Source organism: Aeromonas sp. 5HA1 (genome assembly GCF_029237245.1).
Lineage (GTDB): Bacteria > Pseudomonadota > Gammaproteobacteria > Enterobacterales > Aeromonadaceae > Aeromonas > Aeromonas salmonicida.
Genome location: NZ_JAACFW010000019.1, coordinates 78555 through 98591, shown reverse-complemented (window position 1 = coordinate 98591; position 20037 = coordinate 78555). Strand labels below are relative to the sequence as shown.

The 20037-nt window shown below is 59.6% G+C and carries 16 protein-coding genes; all 16 read right to left on the bottom strand.

Going from position 1 to position 20037, the window contains the following annotated elements; translation table 11 throughout:
* Positions 1-246: 246 nt before the first annotated feature.
* Positions 247-654, bottom strand: coding sequence for an 8-oxo-dGTP diphosphatase MutT (mutT, locus tag GWQ27_RS16850; RefSeq protein WP_275907823.1), 408 nt, complete (start codon positions 652-654; stop codon positions 247-249).
* A gap of 166 nt (positions 655-820) precedes the next feature.
* A complete protein-coding gene (gene secA / locus GWQ27_RS16845) occupies positions 821-3541 on the bottom strand; it encodes a preprotein translocase subunit SecA (RefSeq protein ID WP_275907822.1) in 2721 nt (906 codons plus the stop codon).
* 59 nt (positions 3542-3600) lie between these two features.
* Positions 3601-4506, bottom strand: a complete 906-nt coding sequence (locus GWQ27_RS16840; RefSeq protein WP_021140334.1) for a M23 family metallopeptidase — start codon at positions 4504-4506, stop codon at positions 3601-3603.
* A 143-nt stretch (positions 4507-4649) separates the two neighbouring features.
* Positions 4650-5573 (bottom strand): UDP-3-O-acyl-N-acetylglucosamine deacetylase, encoded by a 924-nt coding sequence (gene lpxC / locus GWQ27_RS16835; RefSeq protein WP_017412296.1) that lies wholly within the window; start codon positions 5571-5573, stop codon positions 4650-4652.
* Between the two features lie 101 nt (positions 5574-5674).
* Positions 5675-6826, bottom strand: a complete 1152-nt coding sequence (ftsZ, locus tag GWQ27_RS16830) for a cell division protein FtsZ (protein ID WP_005305686.1) — start codon at positions 6824-6826, stop codon at positions 5675-5677.
* Positions 6827-6866: 40 nt separating this feature from the next.
* Entirely contained in the window at positions 6867-8126 is a 1260-nt protein-coding gene (gene ftsA / locus GWQ27_RS16825) for a cell division protein FtsA (protein WP_005314183.1), read from the bottom strand.
* Entirely contained in the window at positions 8107-8859 is a 753-nt protein-coding gene (locus GWQ27_RS16820) for a cell division protein FtsQ/DivIB (protein ID WP_275907821.1), read from the bottom strand. The genes ftsA and GWQ27_RS16820 overlap by 20 nt, the downstream gene beginning before the upstream one ends.
* Positions 8860-8956: 97 nt before the next feature.
* Positions 8957-10411 (bottom strand): UDP-N-acetylmuramate--L-alanine ligase, encoded by a 1455-nt coding sequence (gene murC, locus GWQ27_RS16815; RefSeq protein WP_017412295.1) that lies wholly within the window; start codon positions 10409-10411, stop codon positions 8957-8959.
* Positions 10408-11493 (bottom strand): undecaprenyldiphospho-muramoylpentapeptide beta-N-acetylglucosaminyltransferase, encoded by a 1086-nt coding sequence (gene murG, locus GWQ27_RS16810; RefSeq protein ID WP_059169184.1) that lies wholly within the window; start codon positions 11491-11493, stop codon positions 10408-10410. The genes murC and murG overlap by 4 nt, the downstream gene beginning before the upstream one ends.
* Positions 11490-12674: a cell division protein FtsW gene (ftsW, locus tag GWQ27_RS16805; RefSeq protein ID WP_005314192.1), complete on the bottom strand. Its 1185-nt coding sequence runs from the start codon at positions 12672-12674 to the stop codon at positions 11490-11492. The genes murG and ftsW overlap by 4 nt, the downstream gene beginning before the upstream one ends.
* Positions 12671-13954, bottom strand: a complete 1284-nt coding sequence (gene murD / locus GWQ27_RS16800; RefSeq protein ID WP_265420981.1) for a UDP-N-acetylmuramoyl-L-alanine--D-glutamate ligase — start codon at positions 13952-13954, stop codon at positions 12671-12673. The genes ftsW and murD overlap by 4 nt, the downstream gene beginning before the upstream one ends.
* Positions 13955-13957: 3 nt before the next feature.
* Positions 13958-15040, bottom strand: a complete 1083-nt coding sequence (gene mraY, locus GWQ27_RS16795; RefSeq protein ID WP_005314196.1) for a phospho-N-acetylmuramoyl-pentapeptide-transferase — start codon at positions 15038-15040, stop codon at positions 13958-13960.
* Positions 15034-16389: a UDP-N-acetylmuramoyl-tripeptide--D-alanyl-D-alanine ligase gene (gene murF / locus GWQ27_RS16790; RefSeq protein WP_265420980.1), complete on the bottom strand. Its 1356-nt coding sequence runs from the start codon at positions 16387-16389 to the stop codon at positions 15034-15036. The genes mraY and murF overlap by 7 nt, the downstream gene beginning before the upstream one ends.
* Positions 16386-17870, bottom strand: a complete 1485-nt coding sequence (gene murE / locus GWQ27_RS16785; RefSeq protein WP_265420979.1) for a UDP-N-acetylmuramoyl-L-alanyl-D-glutamate--2,6-diaminopimelate ligase — start codon at positions 17868-17870, stop codon at positions 16386-16388. The genes murF and murE overlap by 4 nt, the downstream gene beginning before the upstream one ends.
* A gap of 98 nt (positions 17871-17968) precedes the next feature.
* Positions 17969-19723 (bottom strand): penicillin-binding transpeptidase domain-containing protein, encoded by a 1755-nt coding sequence (locus tag GWQ27_RS16780; RefSeq protein ID WP_219597965.1) that lies wholly within the window; start codon positions 19721-19723, stop codon positions 17969-17971.
* A complete protein-coding gene (gene ftsL / locus GWQ27_RS16775) occupies positions 19720-20034 on the bottom strand; it encodes a cell division protein FtsL (protein ID WP_005314205.1) in 315 nt (104 codons plus the stop codon). The genes GWQ27_RS16780 and ftsL overlap by 4 nt, the downstream gene beginning before the upstream one ends.
* Between the last annotated feature and the right edge of the window lie 3 nt (positions 20035-20037).

Genomic DNA, 20037 nt, shown 5'->3' with positions numbered 1-20037 from the left:
GCCATATCGGGCTTGTGCTTGCTGGCAACTGAGCTCGCCTTTTTCAATCTGCTCGACCAGCGCCAGTTTAAAAGTCAGCGAGTAATCGCGCTGTGTCCGTTTCACACCTTGTCCCATCGGGCTCTCCATTTATGTGGGGGAAAGGTGTAAACCATATTCAGGACGGGACACCGCACACAAAAAAGGGCCGACAAGGCCCTTTTTTAATTGCAGTCAATTCCGTAGCGATGACTTAGCCAGGGTCAATCAGACCGCCAGAGAGGCTTGCAGCCGCCCCACGATAGGACCGTTGGCATCCGGGAACTGGTATTCATGCAGTGATGCCAGCGGCACCCACAGGCACTCCTGCCCCTCCTTGCCAAACGGCTTGCCGCTAAAGCGGGTTACCTTCCAGATATCCAGCAACACCTGCTTCTCTGGGTAGTCATGATGCAACTCCATGAAGGGAGCGCAATCCAGCACCCGGATACCGATCTCTTCCCACAGCTCCCTGTCCAGCGCGGTGAGCAGGTCTTCCCCCGCCTCTACCTTGCCACCCGGGAACTCCCAGCGATCGCCCTGATGGCGGTCTGAAGAGCGCTTGGCGATGAAGATATCGCCCTGCTCATTCTCGATGACGCCAACCGCCACCCAGATCCGTTTTTTCTGTTCCATCTTGTTACCCCTGCGCCCTCGGCTTGATCGGACCACTCGATGATGCCCGGTATCCAAAGACACTTCGCCCATCGAACCAGTAAACCGAGGCTAGCGCCTCCTCGTCTTCACCTGTTTCATAAAAACAAGGCGGGCACCGGGCCCGCCTTGTCATCGCCTCATCCAATCAGGTCAACTGACCGTGGCAATGCTTGTATTTTTTGCCGGAGCCACAGGGGCAGGGATCGTTGCGACCGATCTTCTGCTCATCCCGCACGAAGGTGGTGTGACCCTCTTCGGCAGCGGCCTCTTCATCGGCCAACTGGCTCTCTGCGGTGGCATGAGTGTAAGTGCGGGGAGCGGCTTCGGACTGCTGGCGCTGCTGCTCTTCCAGGGCTTCCACATCACGCTCCTGCACCTGAACACGGCTCAGTATGCTGACCACGTCGCGTTTGAGGGTTTCCAGCATCTGGGTGAACAGATCGAAAGACTCGCGCTTGTACTCCTGCTTGGGGTTCTTCTGGGCGTAGCCGCGCAGATGGATGCCCTGACGCAGGTGATCCATGGCCGCCAGATGCTCCTTCCACAGGCCATCCAGGGTTTGCAGCATCACCGCCTTCTCGAAGTTGCGCAGCACATCGACACCGACCAGTTCCTGCTTGTGGGCATAGAGTTTGGTGGCTTCGTCCAAGATGCGCTCGCGCAGCTTCTCTTCATACAGCTTGTCATCTTCCGCCAGCCACTGCTGCAACGGCAGATCCAGCCCGAAATCGGCTTTCAGACGTGCTTCCAGACCCGGTACATCCCACATCTCTTCCAGAGACTGGGGCGGAATGTATTCGTCGATCACGGCGCCATAGACGTCGTCACGGATAACGTGGATGGTCTCGGAGATGTCGTTGGTATCCAGCAGCTCGTTGCGCTGCTCATAGACCACCTTGCGCTGGTCGTTGGCCACGTCATCAAACTCAAGCAAGCTCTTGCGGATATCGAAGTTGCGACCCTCCACCTTGCGCTGGGCATTTTCGATGGCCTTGGTCACCCAGGGGTGCTCGATGGCCTCGCCCTCTTCCATACCCAGCTTCTTCATCATGCCGGTCACGCGATCGGAGGCGAAGATCCGCATCAGGGTATCTTCCATGGAGAGATAGAAACGGGAGGAGCCCGGGTCACCCTGACGACCGGAACGGCCGCGCAGCTGGTTGTCGATACGACGGGACTCATGACGCTCGGTACCGATAATGTGCAGACCACCTGCGGCCAGCACTTCATCGTGACGCACCTGCCAGGCCGCTTTCAGCTCGGCGATTTGCTCGTCGGCCGGGTTATCCAGCTGGGCAATCTCTGCCTGCCAGTTGCCACCCAGCACTATGTCGGTACCACGACCGGCCATGTTGGTGGCGATAGTAACGGCGCCAAGCTGACCTGCCTGAGCCACGATTTCCGCTTCCATGGCGTGGAACTTGGCGTTCAGTACCTTATGCGGAATATTCTCCTTGGTCAGGATGCCGGAGAGCAGCTCGGAGTTTTCGATGGAGACAGTACCCACCAGCACCGGCTGACCACGGGAAACGCAACCGCGAATGTCTTCGACGATGGCGGCATATTTCTCCTGGGCGGTCAGATAGACCAGATCGCCCATGTCTTTACGCACCATCGGCTTGTTGGTCGGGATAACCACTGTATCCAGGCCGTAAATCTGCTGGAATTCAAAGGCTTCGGTATCTGCCGTGCCCGTCATGCCCGCCAGCTTGTCATAGAGACGGAAGTAGTTCTGGAAGGTGATAGAGGCCAGAGTCTGGTTCTCGTTCTGGATCTTGACCCCTTCCTTCGCCTCGACGGCCTGGTGCAGGCCATCAGACCAGCGACGACCCGGCATGGTACGGCCGGTGTGTTCGTCAACGATGACGATCTCGTCTTTTTGCACTATGTAGTCGACGTTGCGCTCAAACAGAGTGTGGGCACGCAGACCGGCGTTGACGTGGTGCAGCAGGCTGATGTTGGTCGCGGAGAACAGAGAGTCCTCTTCGGCCAGCAGCCCTTCTCGCTTGAGCAGCTCCTCCACGAAAATCTGACCATTTTCGGTCAACAGGGCCTGACGATTCTTCTCGTCTACCGTGTAGTGACCTTCGCCTGTGTACTCCTCGGTATCTTCCTTGTCCTGCTTGATCAGTTGCGGGATCAGCTTGTTGACCTGGATGTAGAGGGCGGAGCTGTCTTCGGCCGGGCCTGAGATAATCAGCGGGGTACGGGCTTCATCGATGAGCACGGAGTCGACTTCATCCACCAGCGCGTAGTTGAGCGGACGCTGGACACGCTGCTCGGGCGAGAACGCCATGTTGTCACGCAGGTAATCAAAACCGAATTCGTTGTTGGTACCGTAGGTAATATCTGCAGCATAAGCGTCACGCTTCTGGGACGCATCCATGCCGGGCACGTTGCAATCGACCGTCATGCCGAGGAAAGTGAACAGGGGGCGGTTAGCCTCGGCATCACGCTTGGCCAGATAGTCGTTCACCGTCACCACGTGCACACCACGACCGCTCAGGGCATTCAGATAAGCCGGCAAGGTAGCAGTCAGCGTCTTGCCCTCACCGGTTTTCATTTCAGCGATGCGGTTGGAGTCAAGCACCATGCCGCCAATCAGCTGGACGTCGAAGTGACGCATGCCAAACACCCGCTTGGAGGCCTCACGCACGGTCGCGAATGCTTCCGGCAGCAACTGATCCAGCGTCTCACCCTGCTCCAGACGCTGACGATATTCAGCTGTCTTGGCCTGCAACTCGCTATCGGACAAAGCCTCGAACTGAGGCTCCATCGCATTGATCTGTTTTACAATTTTGCGCAAAGCCTTGAGCGTTCTGTCGTTCCGGCTGCCGATAATCTTGGTAAGCAGTGTGCTAATCATGGGTACCAACTATTTCTGGTTATATAAGTGTTCCGTCACTGGAACCTGGAGAAAAAAACCTAACCCCGTCTGGCGTTGAGAAAGCGTGCGGGGTTGACCTGACGACCGTCTTTCAATACTTCGTAATGCAAATGGACCCCGGTCGCGCGACCGGTGCGTCCCATCAAGGCAATCTTCTGACCCTGATCGACTAGCGTGCCCACTTCAACCAGCAACTTGGAGTTGTGGGCATAGCGGGTCACCAAACCATTGCCATGGTTCACTTCCACCATGTTGCCAAATTCCGGATGGCGGCCTGCCCAGCTGATGATGCCCGGGCCCGTCGCCAAAATAGGGGTACCGGGCTTGCCACGGAAATCGACCCCTTTATGCATCTTGGCGCGACCGTTGAACGGGTCGACCCGACCACCAAAGCCTGACGAGATCCAGACCCGCTCCTGTTTGACAGGCGAGCCTGAAATAAAGCCGGCATCGGCTATATGGTGATTCATGATGAAAGATTCAAGTACCGACAGCTGCTCTTCACGACTGCTGAGCTGCTGGCTGAGATGCTTCATGGAATCCTGCAATTCATTCAGGTTGACTTCCAGATCCACATCATAGGAAGGACCGCCCATAGGGGGCAGTTCCTTGAAATTGAACTCCTCGGGATCGAGGTCTGCCTGCTCGGTCAAGCGTTCACCGAGCGCATTGATACGACCCAACTGCCCCTGCATGGTGCCCACCTGGGCGGCCAGCATGGCAAGCTGTTCGCGGGCTTCATCTGCCCCTTGAGTGGATGTCTGTTGTTCGGCCATGGCCAGCGCCACTTCGAGCGCATCCATTTTCTGGTGCCAGCTCTGCCAGAGCCAGCCGCCACCCAGGGCCAATACAGAGAAGAGGATTCCGCCGACCCAGGCCAGACGTTGTTTGGGCAAATGCAACTTGCGTCGCTGCTTGCCGTTGAGGATCAGGGTAATGCTCATAGAAATCTGTCTGCTCGGTCAGGTGAGGCCAGGAGCCTGCACGGGAAATAAAACCGGGAGATAATCGGTATCGGTATCAGGATGGAAAAATGAATGACAGGACGTCGGTGCGGAGAGATGACCGACGTCCTGTTGCACAGCTATCAGGCCAGAACCAGACCGTTATCGTAGTAAGCGATAGGCGCTTTGGCACCCTCACCCTCGAAGGTGACCAGTTCCCAGGCCTCCTGCTTGGCCAGCAAGGCACGCAGCAGCTTGTTGTTCAGAGCATGGCCGGTCTTGTAGGCACGGAATTCGCCGATGATGCTGCGGTTACACATATAAAGGTCACCGATAGCATCCAACATTTTGTGTTTGACGAATTCATCTTCATAACGCAAGCCATCTTCGTTCAGTACCCGGTAGTCATCCAGCACAACGGCATTTTCCAGGCTTCCGCCCAATGCCAGGTTCTGGGAACGCAGGTACTCGATGTCACGCATGAAGCCAAAAGTACGGGCGCGACTGATCTCTTTCACGAAAGAAGCACCGGAGAAGTCCAGCACGCAACGCTGATTGCGTCCTTCAAATACCGGATGCTGGAAGTCGATCTCGAGATCCATTTTGAAGCCGTTGCGATAGGGGTGGAATTCCGCCCATTTGTCGCCGTCTTCAACCCGGATGCTCTGCTTGATCCGCACAAACTGCTTGGCAGCATTTTGCTCGCGGATACCGACTTCTTGCAGCAGGTAGATAAAGGGGTGCGCACTGCCGTCCATCACCGGGATCTCGGGTGCGTCAACCTCGACATAGAGGTTGTCGATCCCCATCCCGGCCAGCGCGGCAGAGAGGTGCTCAATGGTAGAGACACGGACACCGGCTTCGTTGACCAAAGCGGTACAAAGCACGGTATCGCGCACCTGATCGGCATTGGCTGGCAGCGCTACCACAGGATCAAGATCGGTACGCAAGTAAACGATCCCTGTGTTAACAGGCGCCGGACGGAACGTCATTGTGACTTTCCGGCCCGAATGCAGGCCAACACCAGTGGCCTGGACACTCGTTTTCAAGGTTCTTTGTCTAATCATGGGCGTATCCGCTTAACAGCTCATATTCCGGACCAGATGGTCGTTGGCAGGCCATCTTAGCACATTCCTTAAGCAACAAACAAACTAGTGCCATTAGAGGCTTAGTCAGCTTGCTTGCGCAGGAACGCAGGAATATCGAGATAATCCGGTTCACGACGAGCTTGCGGCTCGGCGTTGACCACCTTGGCCGGGGCCTCTTCCATCACGCGAGACTGCAGGGCTTCGCTGATCAGGGGCTGACGGGCCGGACGCTCTTGTACCATGTTGTTTTTGACCAGCGTGATGTCGGGCTTGCGCTCGGCACCGATACCGGTAGCCACCACGGTCACACGCAGTTCGTCGTGCATTTCCGGGTCGATTACGGTACCCACCACCACAGTGGCGTTCTCGGAAGCGAAGGCCTTGACCGCGTTACCCACGGTTTCGAACTCTTCGATGGTCATGTCCATGCCGGCGGTGATGTTGACCAGGATGCCACGGGCACCGGCCAGATCCACGTCTTCCAGCAGCGGGCTGGAGATGGCTTTCTCGGCCGCTTCTTCGGCACGATCATCACCGGAGGCGGAACCGGTACCCATCATGGCGGTACCCATTTCACGCATCACGGTACGCACGTCCGCGAAGTCGACGTTAATCAGGCCCGGACGGGTGATCAGCTCGGCGATCCCCTGTACCGCACCCAGCAGCACATCGTTGGCTGCCTTGAAGGCGTCCAGCAGGGAGATGCCACGACCCAGCACCTTCAGCAACTTGTCGTTGGGGATGGTGATCAGGGAGTCGACGTTCTTGGACAGCTCTTCGATGCCGTGGGCGGCGAAGCCCATCCGTTTTTTCCCTTCGAAGGAGAACGGCTTGGTTACGACAGCAACTGTCAGTATACCCATCTCGCGGGCCACTTCGGCCACGATCGGTGCAGCACCGGTACCGGTACCACCACCCATGCCGGCGGCGATGAACACCATGTCGGAACCGGTCAGCAGCTCACGCAGCGCTTCCCTGTCTTCCATGGCCGCATCACGACCCACTTCCGGATTGGCGCCGGCACCCAGACCCTTGGTGATGCCACCACCGATCTGCAGAGTTGTGTTGGCGCTGGAGTTACGCAGAGCCTGGGCGTCGGTGTTGACGGTAATAAATTCGACACCTTCGATGTTTTGACGAACCATGTGCTCGACTGCGTTACCGCCGCCGCCACCCACACCAATCACTTTAATGACGGCTTCGTCAGTGTGGCTATCCATAAATTCAAACATGTTGTCTCTCCGCTTTATTTGCCTGACTCAGCAAAATCTTTTAGAACTCGCCACGCAACCAGTTGCTGACCCGTTTGACCAGCCCACCTACGCTTGCCTTGGCGGCATATTCCTTGCTACTGCCTGAAGATTGATGGGTGCGGCCGTACTGCAGCAACCCGACCGCGGTCGAGTACACAGGTGCCTGCACATAATCACTCAATCCCCGTATATTCATGGGCTCTCCCACCCGGACCTGGCTCTGGAAGATCTGCTCTGCGCACTCCACAATGCCTTCGATCTGGGCAGCGCCGCCGGTCAAGACCACACCGGCTGCCAGCTGATGCTTGACCCCCTGCGCTTTCAACTCGCTTTGTACCCGCACCAGCTCATCATTCACCATGGAGAGCAACTCGGTGTAACGGGGTTCAATCACTTCAGCCAGTGTCTGCCGTTGCAGGCTACGCGCCGGACGACCGCCGACACTGGGTACTTCAATATTGTCTTCCTTGCTGACCAGACGGCCGAGGGCACAGCCATAGCGCACCTTGATCGCTTCTGCGTCAAGCGGCGGTGTGCCGAAGGCGTAGGCGATATCGCTGGTCACTGTGCTGCCGGCGTACGGGATCACCTTGGTGTGGCGCAGGGCACCGCCGGTAAACAGCGACATGTCCATGGTACCGCCACCTATGTCCACCACGCAGACACCCAGCTCCTTCTCGTCTTCGGTCAGCACGGCATAGCTGGAAGCCAGCGCGGAGAAGATCAGCTGATCCACTCGCAAGCCGACCTTCTCCACACATTTTTCAATGTTGCGGGCCATGTCGTTGTGGCAGGTGATCAGGTGCACCTTGGCCGCCATCCGCACACCGGACAGACCAACCGGGTTCTTGATCCCTTCCTGGTAGTCGATGGCAAACTCCTGGGGCAGCACATGCAGCACCCGCAGCTCATCGGACAAACGTACCGACTTGGCGGTGTGGATGACGTTGTCCACGTCCTCCTGGGTCACCTCCTCATCGGAGATGGGCACCATGCCGGTTTCGTTGCGGCAATCGATATGCTTGCCGGACAGCCCCAGATACACAGAGCTGATCTGGCAGTCGGCCATCATCTCTGCTTCTTCCACCGCACGACGCAGGGACTTGACCACGGAATCGAGATCGTTGACCCCGCCCTTATCCATGCCACGCGAGGCGTGACTGCCCATGCCGATGACATTGAGCTCACCGTCTGGCAGCACTTCGCCGACCAGAACCGCCACCTTGGTTGTGCCGATATCCAGTCCGACAATCAGATTTCTATCTGCGGTTTTGGTCATTCACTTTCTCTTCGTTCTTCTTCCAGCCAACTGCCATTCCGGTGTCATATCGAAGATCCACATAAGCAACCCGCTCACGGGGTTCGATGACCGGAAAAGCATCGATAAACCGCTGCAGTCGGAGCGCAATATCCGCGCGCCCCAAAAACAGCTGAATGTTGCCATCCAGGGTCAATTCCCAGGCATGGCGGGGAGTCAGATTCACCCCCAGCAACTTGTATCCTCTGGCCGCCAGCTGCGCCTCGTACTGACGGCTGGCTTCCAGCACCTTGGCGGCCTGGTCTTCAGGCCCGGATAGCTGCATCAGGGGGGTCTTCACCCTGTCCGGCGCACTGAACACCTCACCCTTGGTGTTGACGAAGCGGTTGCTATTCCAGCGTGCCGCTACCGCCTGTTCGGTGAGATAGACCTTGATCTTGTTTGGCCACTTCTTGCGTACAGAGACCTGGGCCACCCAAGGCAAGGCGTTCAACCGCGCCTGTAATTCGTTAACGTCCAACTCGAAGAAGTTACGCAGCTCGACACCATCCAGCACGGCGCTACGCAACTCGTCGGTTTGCAAATACTGGTGTTGCCCCTGCAGCAAGAGCTCGCTCATGGGCAACCGGTTGGCATCCGTCAGCCAACCTTTAACATCCAGCGCAGTCTGGTAGAGACCCCACATGACCAGGATGAAAAATGTCACCCCTGCAATGAAGCCACCCTTGGTGCGCCCTTGTGCACTTGCCTCCACCCGATCTTTCCCCGTTTAACGCGCCACTTTGGCCCTTTGCAGACCGGCTCGCCATTATATAGGCGCCGGCTTGGCGGTCAAAATACTCATTGGGCCCTCAGGCGCCGGATTTCATGCTGTCGATGCTCAATTTCATCTCACCGAGGCGACGGGACAAGGCACCTACATTCCCGGCCCCCTGGGTCAGCACCAAATCCCCCTCGCCAATCAGGTCCGCCAGTATTGCAGGGACATCGTCCGGAGTAGCGGCAAAGATGGGTTCCAGGCTGCCACGGGAACGGATGGAGCGGCACAACGCTCGACCATCAGCCCCGGGGATTGGCTCTTCGCCGGCGGCATAGACTTCCAGCATCACCAGCACATCCACCTTGGAGAGCACGTCCGAGAAGTCTTCATAGAGATCGCGGGTTCGGGTGTAGCGGTGTGGCTGGAACACCATGACCAGGCGCTTGTCCGGCCAACCGGCGCGTGCGGCATTGATGGTCACCTTGACTTCGCTCGGGTGGTGACCGTAGTCATCCACCAGCATGGCCTTGCCACGACCTGTCTCGAATTCACCATATTGCTGGAAGCGGCGTCCAACCCCTTCAAACTTGGCCAGCGCACATATGATGGCATCATCGCCGATCCCGTCTTCGGTAGCGACAGCAATCGCTGCGGCAGCATTTAGCGCATTGTGGATGCCAGGCAGGTTCAAGGTCACTGCCAGCTCGCCTGCATCCTTGCGACGCACCCGGAAACAGCTGCGATTGCTGGTCTGCACGAAGTCCAGTACCTGCACATCGGCGTCGTCGCTCAGACCGTAGGTGATGGTCGGGCGAGCGATCTCGGGCAACATGCCACGGATCACGGGGTCATCCACACACACCACGGCCAGACCGTAAAACGGCAGGTTGTGCAAAAAGTCGATGAAGGTGGCCTTCAGCTTGGAAAAGTCGCCACCGTAGGTTTCCATGTGATCCGCTTCGATGTTGGTCACGATGGAAACCATGGGCTGCAGATGCAGGAAGGAGGCATCGCTCTCGTCCGCTTCTGCAATCAGGTAACGGCTGCTGCCCAGACGCGCATTGGTACCGGCGCTGTTGAGCAGACCGCCAATGACGAAGGTCGGATCCCGGTCCGCTTCGGCATAGATGCTCGCCACCAGACTGGTGGTGGTGGTCTTGCCATGCGTCCCCGCTATGGCGATACCATGACGAAAACGCATCAACTCGGCCAGCATCTCGGCGCGGCGCACCACGGGTATGCGCAACTCGCGGGCAGCCAGCAACTCGGGGTTATCCTGCTTGATGGCGGTAGAGACCACCACCACGCTCGCCTCGCTCACGTGTTCGGCACTGTGCCCCACGAAGATATGGGCACCCAGCGACGCCAGTCGCTCAGTCACCGCATTTCGGGCCAGATCAGAACCGGTCACCTGATACCCTTCGTTGGCAAGCACCTCGGCGATCCCGCCCATACCGGCGCCACCTATGCCGATAAAGTGGATGCGACGCACCCGACGCATTTCAGGGATCATGGTACGCAGTTTTGCCAGTTCAACCTTGGTCATAGTTCTCTCTCATTCTGCCCGGTTGCAAGTCGCTTGCATTCATCGGCAACCCGCTCGGCGGCATCGGTAATAGCTACGCGACGGGCGGCCTGGGCCATGTTCAATAGGGTTTCCCTGCGCCCGGCAAGCCAGGAGAGACGCGCAGCCAGCGAGGCCGTGGTCAGCTCGGATTGGGGCAGGAATTCAGCAGCGCCACCATCGACCAGGGTCAGGGCGTTGCGGGTCTGGTGATCATCCACCGCATGGGGCAGTGGCACAAAAATGGCGGCGACGCCGGCAGCGGCCACTTCGGAGACGGTCAGGGCCCCCGCGCGACACACCACCAGATCGGCCCAGGCATAGGCATCGGCCATGTCCTTGATAAACTCGCTCACCTCGGCCTCGACGCCCTGTTTGGCATACGCCTGTGCGACAGATTCACGGTTGCCCTTGCCACACTGGTGACGCACTTCAATTGGCACGCCGGCAGCCGCAACCGCCGCTGGCACCTGTTCGTTGAGCACCCGGGCTCCCAGGCTGCCACCGACGATCAGCAGATGCAGCGGCTCTGTGCTGCTGCTTCGCTGCGGATCCGGCAAGGCGACCACTTCGGGTCGAACCGGGTTGCCCACCACAGCGGTGCGACGACTCGGCGCAAATGCCCCCGGGAAGGCCATCAGCACCCGTTTGGCGAGGCGCGCCAGCAGTTTGTTGGTCAGGCCGGCCGCCGCATTCTGTTCGTGCAGCAGCAGAGGAATACCGGACAGCCAGGCCGCCACGCCGCCAGGGCCTGAGGCAAAGCCGCCCATGCCGAGCACAACGTCGGGCCGTATAGTCTTGAGCACGCGGCGAGCCTGCAGCACCGACTTGACGATGCGATAGGGTGCAGCCAGCAGACGCTTGATGCCGTTGCCACGCACTCCCTGAATGTCGATGAAGGAGATGGGATAACCGTGGGCGGGCACCAGCTCGGCCTCCATACGGTCGGCGGTGCCGAGCCAGTGGATGGTCCAGCCCTGGGCCTTGAGGCGATCGGCCACGGCCAGGCCAGGGAACACATGGCCCCCGGTACCGCCTGCCATCACCAGCAGTGTCTTGCTCACGAAACCTCCCGCACTCGCGCCTGGGCACTGGCCTGACGCAACTCGAAATCGATACGAACCAGCATGCTCACCGCCACCATCATGATGATGAGACTGGAACCGCCATAACTGACCAGCGGCAGGGTCAGCCCCTTGGTGGGCATCATGCCGCTGGCGGCCCCGACGTTGACGAAGGTCTGGAAGCTGAACCAGATGCCGATGCCAATGGCCAGATAGCCTTCATACAAGCGCTCGGCAACCAGAGCCTGGTGACCCAGCTTGAGCGCCTTGAACGAGAGCGCAAAAATGAGAAACAGCGCGCCCAGCACGCCGGCATAACCCAGCTCTTCACCCAGGATCGCAAACACGAAGTCGGTATGGGCCTCCGGCAGGTACTCCATCTTCTGGATGGAGTTGCCAAGCCCCTCACCAAACCAGCTACCACGACCAAACGCCATCAACGACTGGGTCAGCTGGTAACCGCTGCCGAACGGATCGGCCCAGGGGTCAAGGAAGGAGGTTACCCGCCGCATCCGGTACGGCTCGGCGATAACCAGAGTCACTACGGCGCTCACCCCCACCAGGATAAGACCGATGAACTGGCCCAGGCGCGCCCCCGCCAGAAACAACATCCCCAGAGAGGTGACAAACATCACGACCACAGAACCCAGATCAGGCTGTGCCAGCAGCAGGATAGCCACCACGAACAGCACGGCCATCGGCTTCATGAAACCGATGAAGCGCTCGCGCACCTCGCTCTGGCGGCGCACCAGGTAGCCCGCCAGATAGACAAACAGCGCCAGCTTGCCAAACTCCGCCGGTTGCAGGTTGAAGGGGCCAAGGGGCAGCCAGCGGATAGAACCGTTGACGCTGCGCCCCACCAGCAACACCAGTACCAGCATCAGGATGGCGAGTACCAGCATGGGACCGTTGTAATGCTGCCAGCGTGCCATGGGCACCTGCAGCACAAACCAGGAGATGCCAAGGGCCATCACCAGAAACAGGCCGTGACGCTTCACGAACATGAAGGGATCGTTGTTGATGGCGATCCCCTCCGGGATCGAGGCCGAGGCCACTATCACCAGCCCCACCGCCATCAATGCCAGCGCCAGCACCACCAGCTGCCGATCGTAGAGACCCGCAGGGCGCGCCGGTAACAACCAGCGTTGCAGCAATCCTGCGACGGAGCGAAGGGCGCTCATAGTGCCAGCACCATTTTGGTGAAGTGATCACCACGGGCTTCGAACGACTTGAATTGATCCAGGCTGGCGCAGGCGGGCGCCAGCAACACCCAGTCACCCGGTCTGGCATCGGCCGCGGCCTTGGCCACGGCGGCATCGAGGTCAGATACCCGCTCGGTTTGCTCACCGAGGGCGAGCAGTATGTCTGCATCCTGACCGAAGCAATACATGTGATCAATCTGGTAACCAAGCAGTGCCTGCAGCGGACCAAAATCCTGTCCCTTGCCCTGACCACCGGCCAGCAGCAACAGGCGTCCCTTGACCGCTTCCCGCACACCGGCCACGGCAGCCAGAGTGGCGCCCACATTGGTGGCCTTGGAATCGTTGATCCAGCGCACTCCGTTCACCTCCCGCACGAAGCGGGCGCGGTGGGGCAGGCCTTCAAAACGGCGCAGCACGGCGAGTTGCGGCTCGCGGGGAATACCGACCGCATCGCACAGGGCCATGGCGGCCAGAGCATTCGCCTGATTGTGGGCACCTACGATCTTCATTTCGTCCACGGGGAGCAGCGGCTCACCGTGCAGGGTCAACCAGTGACGGCCATCCAGCAGGCAGCGGCCATAGCCGTTGCAGTCGAGACCGAAGCTCTGCCATACCTGACCCACGTCGGGCTGGGTCTGGGCATCGTCCCGGTTGACCAGAATGTGTTTGGAATGCTGGTGGATCTCCATCTTGGCGGCACGGTAATCGGCCATGCCCTGATAACGATCCATATGGTCTTCAGACAGGTTCAGCACCACGGAGGCGGCGGCACGCAGGCTGTGCGTGGTCTCCAGCTGGAAGCTGGAAAGCTCCAGCACGCAGAGATCCATCGGCTGCTTGAGCAGCTCCAGCGCTGGCGTGCCTATGTTGCCACCGACGCCAACCTTGAGGCCGGCCTCGGCAATCATCTCGCCGACCAGGGTGGTGACGGTACTCTTGCCGTTGGAACCCGTGATGGCGATCACCGGCACCTGGGTCTCGCGCACGAACAGCTCGATATCGCCAACGATACTCACCCCGAACTCGGCCGCAGCTTTCAGTTCGGGAGTGGCCAGGGCAATGCCCGGGCTCGCCACTATCATGTGCGCCTGCTTGAGCAGATCGCCATCCAGCCCATGGATCAGTTCTACCTCGGCGGGCAGTTGATCCTTGCCAGGTGGATTGGCGCGGGTATCCATCACCAGAGGCGTGACGCCACGGCCGAGGAAGTAATCGACGCAGGAGAGTCCGGTTTTACCGAGTCCTATGATGATGACCATGGCTTACCTCACCTTCAGGGTGGCGAGGCCAAGCAGCACCAGCATGAGAGTGATGATCCAGAAACGCACGATAACGCGCGGCTCCGGCCAGCCTTTCTTCTCATAATGGTGATGGATTGGCGCCATGCGGAAGATGCGCACGCCGCGCAGCTTGTAGGATCCCACCTGCAGGATCACGGAGACGGTCTCCATCACAAAGACCCCCCCCATGATCACCAGCAGAAACTCCTGGCGCACCAGCACGGCTATGGTGCCAAGCGCACCGCCGAGGGCCAGGGAACCGACGTCCCCCATGAAGACCTGGGCCGGATAGGTGTTGAACCAGAGAAAGCCCAGGCCCGCCCCGACGATGGCGGTGCAGACGATCACCAGCTCGGAGGTATAGGGCACGTAGGGAATATGCAGGTAGTTGGCAAAGTTGACGTTGCCGGTCGCCCAGGCGATCAGGGCAAAGCCCCCTGCCACCATCACGGTCGGCATGATGGCCAGCCCATCCAGACCGTCGGTCAGATTGACCGCGTTGGAGGTGCCGACGATGACGAAGTAGGTCAGCACTATGAACATCAGTCCCAGCTGCGGCATCACATCCTTGAGGAAGGGCACCACCAGCTGGGTCTGGCCGTCGTGGGTGGCCGTGGTATAGAGGAACACAGCCACCAGCAGCGCAACGGCGGATTGCCAGAAGTACTTCCAGCGGGCGATCAGGCCGTCGGTATTCTTGCGCACCACCTTGAGGTAGTCATCGGCAAAGCCGATGGCACCGTAGGCACCGAGCACGAACAGCACCAGCCAGACATAGGGGTTGTCGAGACGGCTCCAGAGCAGCACAGAGATGAAGATGGCCGCTATGATCATCAGCCCCCCCATGGTCGGGGTGCCCCGCTTGCTCAGATGAGATTCGGGGCCGTCGTTGCGGATCACTTGGCCGAATTTCAGGATCTGCAGGCGACGGATGAGGTGAGGCCCCATCCAGAGCGCCACCACCAGACCCGTGATGATCGACAAAATGGCCCGAAACGTCAGGTAGGAGAAGACGTTGAAGAAGGTGAAGTGCGGGGTGAGCAGTTCCGCCAGCCAGACTAGCATGTGGCTGACTCCTGACGGTCAACGACCATCTTGACGATATCTTCCATGCGGGAGCCGCGGGCACCTTTGACCAGAATCGAAATTTCTTGATGTGTATTTATCATTTGCGCAAGCACTTCAAACAACGACGCCTTGTTATCGAAATGTCGACCAGCCGCGGCATCTGCGGTGTGGCGACTCTGTTCCCCTACTGTCAGCACGGCGTCCAGACCGCACTCACTGGCATGGCGTCCGACCCGGGCGTGTTGCTCGGCAGACTCCTCACCCAACTCCTTCATGTCACCGAATACCAGCACCTTGTAGCCGCCCATGGCAGTCAGGGCATCGATACCCGCCAGCACGGATTCCACGCTGGCGTTATAGGTGTCATCCACCAGTGTGAGCCCACCCCAGCGCTGTACGCAAAAGCGTCCCTTGACCGGCGCCATCTGCTCCAGCCCCGCCTTGACGGAGGCAAGCGAGGCACCAAGTGCCAGACAGCCGGCAGCAGCAGCCAGGGCGTTGGCCACGTTGTGGCGACCTGGAATGGCCAGAGTCAGGCTCAATTCCCCGTTCGGCGTCACCATCACGAATTCGGCGCAGCCCTGCCCGTTGAGCGCTATGCCACAGGCATGGAAAGGCTGGTTCTGATCCTCGATGGAGAAGGCACAGTGGATCCCGGCTGCCTGCCACTTGGGCCAGAAGGCGCTATCGGCGTTGACGATGGCGGTTCCCTGCTCGCTCAGACCTTCAAAAATCTCGCTCTTGGCGTGAAAGACACCCTCAAGGGAGCCGAAGCCCTCCAGATGGGCCGCCGCCACGTTATTGATGAGGGCGGCATCGGGTCGGGCCAGCGACGTGGTCCAGGCGATCTCGCCCGGGTGGTTGGCACCCAGCTCCATCACCGCAAACTGGTGCTGCGGTTCGAGCCGCAACAGGGTCAGCGGCACGCCCACTTCATTGTTGAAGTTGCCAGCGGTGGCCAGCACTTCCCCTTCGTGCCGCAAGATGGCGGTCGCCATCTCTTTCACCGTTGTCTTGCCACAGCTACCGGTAATGGCCAGCACTTTCGGATTGATGCGCTCGCGCACCAGCTTGCCGATATGCCCCAGCCCCTTGAGGCTGTCGGTCACGACAAGCTGTGGAATGGCCAATGGCAGCTCGCGCTCCACCAGCAGGGCAGAAGCCCCTGCGGCAACGGCCTGATCGCAAAAATCGTGGGCATCGAAACGCTCACCGCGCAGCGCAACAAACAAGGCGCCCTTCCCCAAGGTGCGGGTGTCGGTACTGACAGTCGTGATCTCGCCGTCTTCACCAATTAGACGGGCATCGAGCACCTGCGCCAGGTCGGCAAGCCTGAGGGTCATCATGTGAATGACTCCAATAATGTGTGCAAGGCGGCGACGACAGTTTCCCGGTCGCTGTAGTGCCGCTTGTCGGTTCCAATGATCTGATAATCCTCGTGGCCCTTACCGGCCACCAGGATGATGTCCTGTTTGCTCGCCTGACCGAGGGCCAGTGCAATCGCCTTGACCCTGTCGTGCTCGATCTGCACGGCAGCAGGATCGCGAAGGCCCGCCACCATGTCCGCCATGATCTGGGCCGGCTCCTCGGTACGGGGGTTGTCGTCGGTGAGGATCACGCGATCCGCATGTTGCTCTGCCATGGCCGCCATCATGGGGCGCTTGCCGCGATCCCGGTCGCCACCGCACCCTACCAGACACCAGAGCTGGCCTTCGCAGTGCACCCGCAGGGCCTGCAACGCCTTCTCCAGCGCGTCTGGGGTATGGGCATAATCGACCACGGCGAGCGGTGCATTGCCGCCACCGAAGCACTCCATGCGACCGGTCACCGGCTGCAATTGAGGCGCGGTTGCCAGCAGCGCGTTGAAGTCATAACCGAGCACCAGCATGGCGCCCATGGCGGCCAGCACATTGCTGACGTTGAAGCGCCCGAGCAAGGGGGCGGATAATACACCATTCCCCCAACTGGAGTTAATCTGTGTGCGAAAACCTTGTTGGTGGAAGTGGGGATCCTGCGCCGTCAGCTGTCGACCCGGATGGTCTGCAATCGGGCCGTTTACGCTGAATGCCACCGCAGCGGGATAGGCCGCCAGCCACTGGCACCCCAGCCGGTCATCGGCATTGATGACGGCGCAAGGTTCATCGACCAGTTTGAGCAGCTCTTCCTTGGCGGCGCCATAGGCTTCCATGGTGCCGTGGTAGTCAAGATGATCCCGGCTCAGGTTGGTGAAAACGGCGGCGGCAAACGGCAGCGCCGCAACGCGATGCTGTACCAGACCATGGCTGGACACCTCCATCGCCACCAGATCCGCCCCCTGCTGTTGCAGGTCTGCAAGATTGGCCTGCACCTGCACGGCACTGCCGGTGGTGTTTTCTGCTTCAACCAGCTCACCGAACAGGCCATTGCCTATGGTGCCCATCACGCCGGCCTTGCCACCCAGCAGGGTGCGCCAGTTGGCAACCAGCAGCGCAGTGGTGCTCTTGCCGTTGGTACCAGTGATGCCCACCAGATCCAGCTTGTTGGCTGGTTGCCCGTAAAAATAGCCAGCCAGCTCGGAGAGCCTGGCTGGCAGATCACGGATCCCGATGCAGGGAATGGTCAGAGGCGGCGCGACAAATTCCCCGTCCTCCTCAAACACAATGGCGGTAGCTCCCTGAGCCACCGCCTGTTCGATAAACCTTCTGCCATCCATCTGATGCCCGCGGATAGCGATAAAGAGACAGCCTGGCCCGACCCGCCGACTGTCCAGCTGGATATCGGTGAGGCTGAGCGCCGGAGCACTGATGCCGAAGGGGCGCAGCAGTGAATCAAGTGCGCGGTGCAACATGGGAAGCCTCCGTACGGGCGAGAAGGCGGGTGCTCAAACGGTAAAGCGACATGGAAAAGGCCCCGAAAACAACAGAAACAAACAAGAAATGCAGCAGATCAAGTACGTGGCGCAGCATGGGTGGCCTCCGTACGGGCAAGTTTGGGCGGTACCGAAGGCGGTATTGCATCGGGACGAATATTGAAAAGTTGCAGCACCCCACCCATGGCCTCGGCAAACGGTGGCGTCGCCACGGCACCGCCATAGTAAGCGCTGCCCTTTGGCTCGTTGATCACCACCACCATGACGAAACGGGGATTGCTGGCCGGGGCGAAACCGGCAAACCAGGCCATGTAGTCCTTGCCGTAACCGCCGGCGACGGCGACTTTGGCGGTACCACTCTTGCCACCAACCCGATAGCCAGGGATCTGTGCTTTCGGGATGGCATTGCTGACCACATACTCCAGCGCCTGCAGCATGGCAGTGGCATTGTTGTGGTCGATGACCTGCTCACCCTTGGGCGGCGTGGTTACCTTGACGATGGAAAGCGGCACCCGCTTGCCCTTGTTGGCCAGAGTGGCATAGGCAGACGCCAGTTGCAGCGGGGTGACCCGCAGACCATAGCCAAACGAGAGGGTTGCCCGCTCGATATCGGACCAGCGGCGGCGCTGGGGCAGCATGCCGCCGCTCTCGCCCATCAGACCACTGCCCGTATCCATGCCGAAGCCAACCATGCTGAGGGTATTGATCATCTCCTGCGCCGGCATCCGCAGCGCGATGCGCGACATGCCGATGTTGGAGGAGTAGCGCAATATGTCATACAGGTTGGTCGCTTTATGGATACTCACGTCGCGGATTTGCTTGGCCCCGATAAACAGGGGCCCACCCGGAATAATGTCCTTCCAACTAGTGACCCCCGCCTGCAGGGCGCTCAACAGGATCAGGGGCTTGATGGTCGAACCCGGCTCATAGGTATCTGTCACTACACGATTGCGCACCCGAAAACTCTGGTACTGACCACGGTTGTTCGGGTTGTAGGAGGGGGTGTTGACCATGGCGAGCACCTCGCCGGTCTTGATATCCAGCATCACCATGGAGCCGGACGTCGCCTTGTTCTCGTCGGTGGCACGCTTGAGGGCACGATAGGCTAGCGCCTGTACCCGTTGGTCGATGCTCAGCTGCAGATCGTTGGCGTTCTTGCCCTCTTTGACCAGCCCGAGTCGCTCTATGACTCTGCCCTGGCGGTCTTTGCGCACCCGCATCTCGCCCGGCGTCGCCGTCAACCACTCGTTGTAGCTGCGCTCGATCCCCTCGATGCCACTGCCATCTATGTTGGTGACCCCCACCAGATGGGCGCTGATCTCGCCGGTCGGATAGAAGCGACGCGCCTCGGGACGCAGATAAATGCCGCCCAGCTTGAGGCCCTTGATGTATTCCGCCACCGCCGGTGTCACCTGCCGCTGCAGGTAGACGAAGCGCTTGCTCGGGTTGGAGATGCGGTGCTTGAGGGTATTGATGTCGAGCTTGAGCACGGCAGAGAGCGCGAGCCAGGCGCGCTCATTATGGATGGCGCCAGATTCGTGCACGGTTTTGGGGTCGGCCCAGACCGCTTCTACCGGTACTGACACCGCCAACTGTTCGCCGTTGCGATCCGTGATCATGCCACGCACAGCCTGGGTGGAGGTGGTTCGCAGGGAACGCATATCCCCTTCTTGGCGCAGTCGATCCGGGTCAATTACCTGGATCCAGGCCAGCCGCAGGATCAGGCCGGCAAACGCAATGCCGATAAAGAACACCAGCGTGCGAAAGCGCCACGGATAGAGTGACGGCGCTTTGGCTTTGGGTGGAGTCTTGGCAGATGCCTTGCGTTTCATGGTTGTGTAATTACCTTCTCGGTGGTCACCAGCGGGCGAGCCATCTGCAACTTGTCCATGGCCAGACTCGCCACTCGGGAATGCTCAGCCAGGGTGCCCTGTTCCAGCAGCAGGTGGCGCCATTCGATGTTGAGTCGATCCTCCTCGGCCATCAGATCGTTCTGCTTGGCTGTCAGACCGCGAGTCATGTTGGTCACCAGGATCACGCCAAAGGCGGTGATCAGCACGGCAAAGGCCAGTACAACCGGCAACTTGTGCCGCCAGAGATCAGCGAGGATCTCTTTGGCCAGATGAACACGCACCTCGCTCATGAC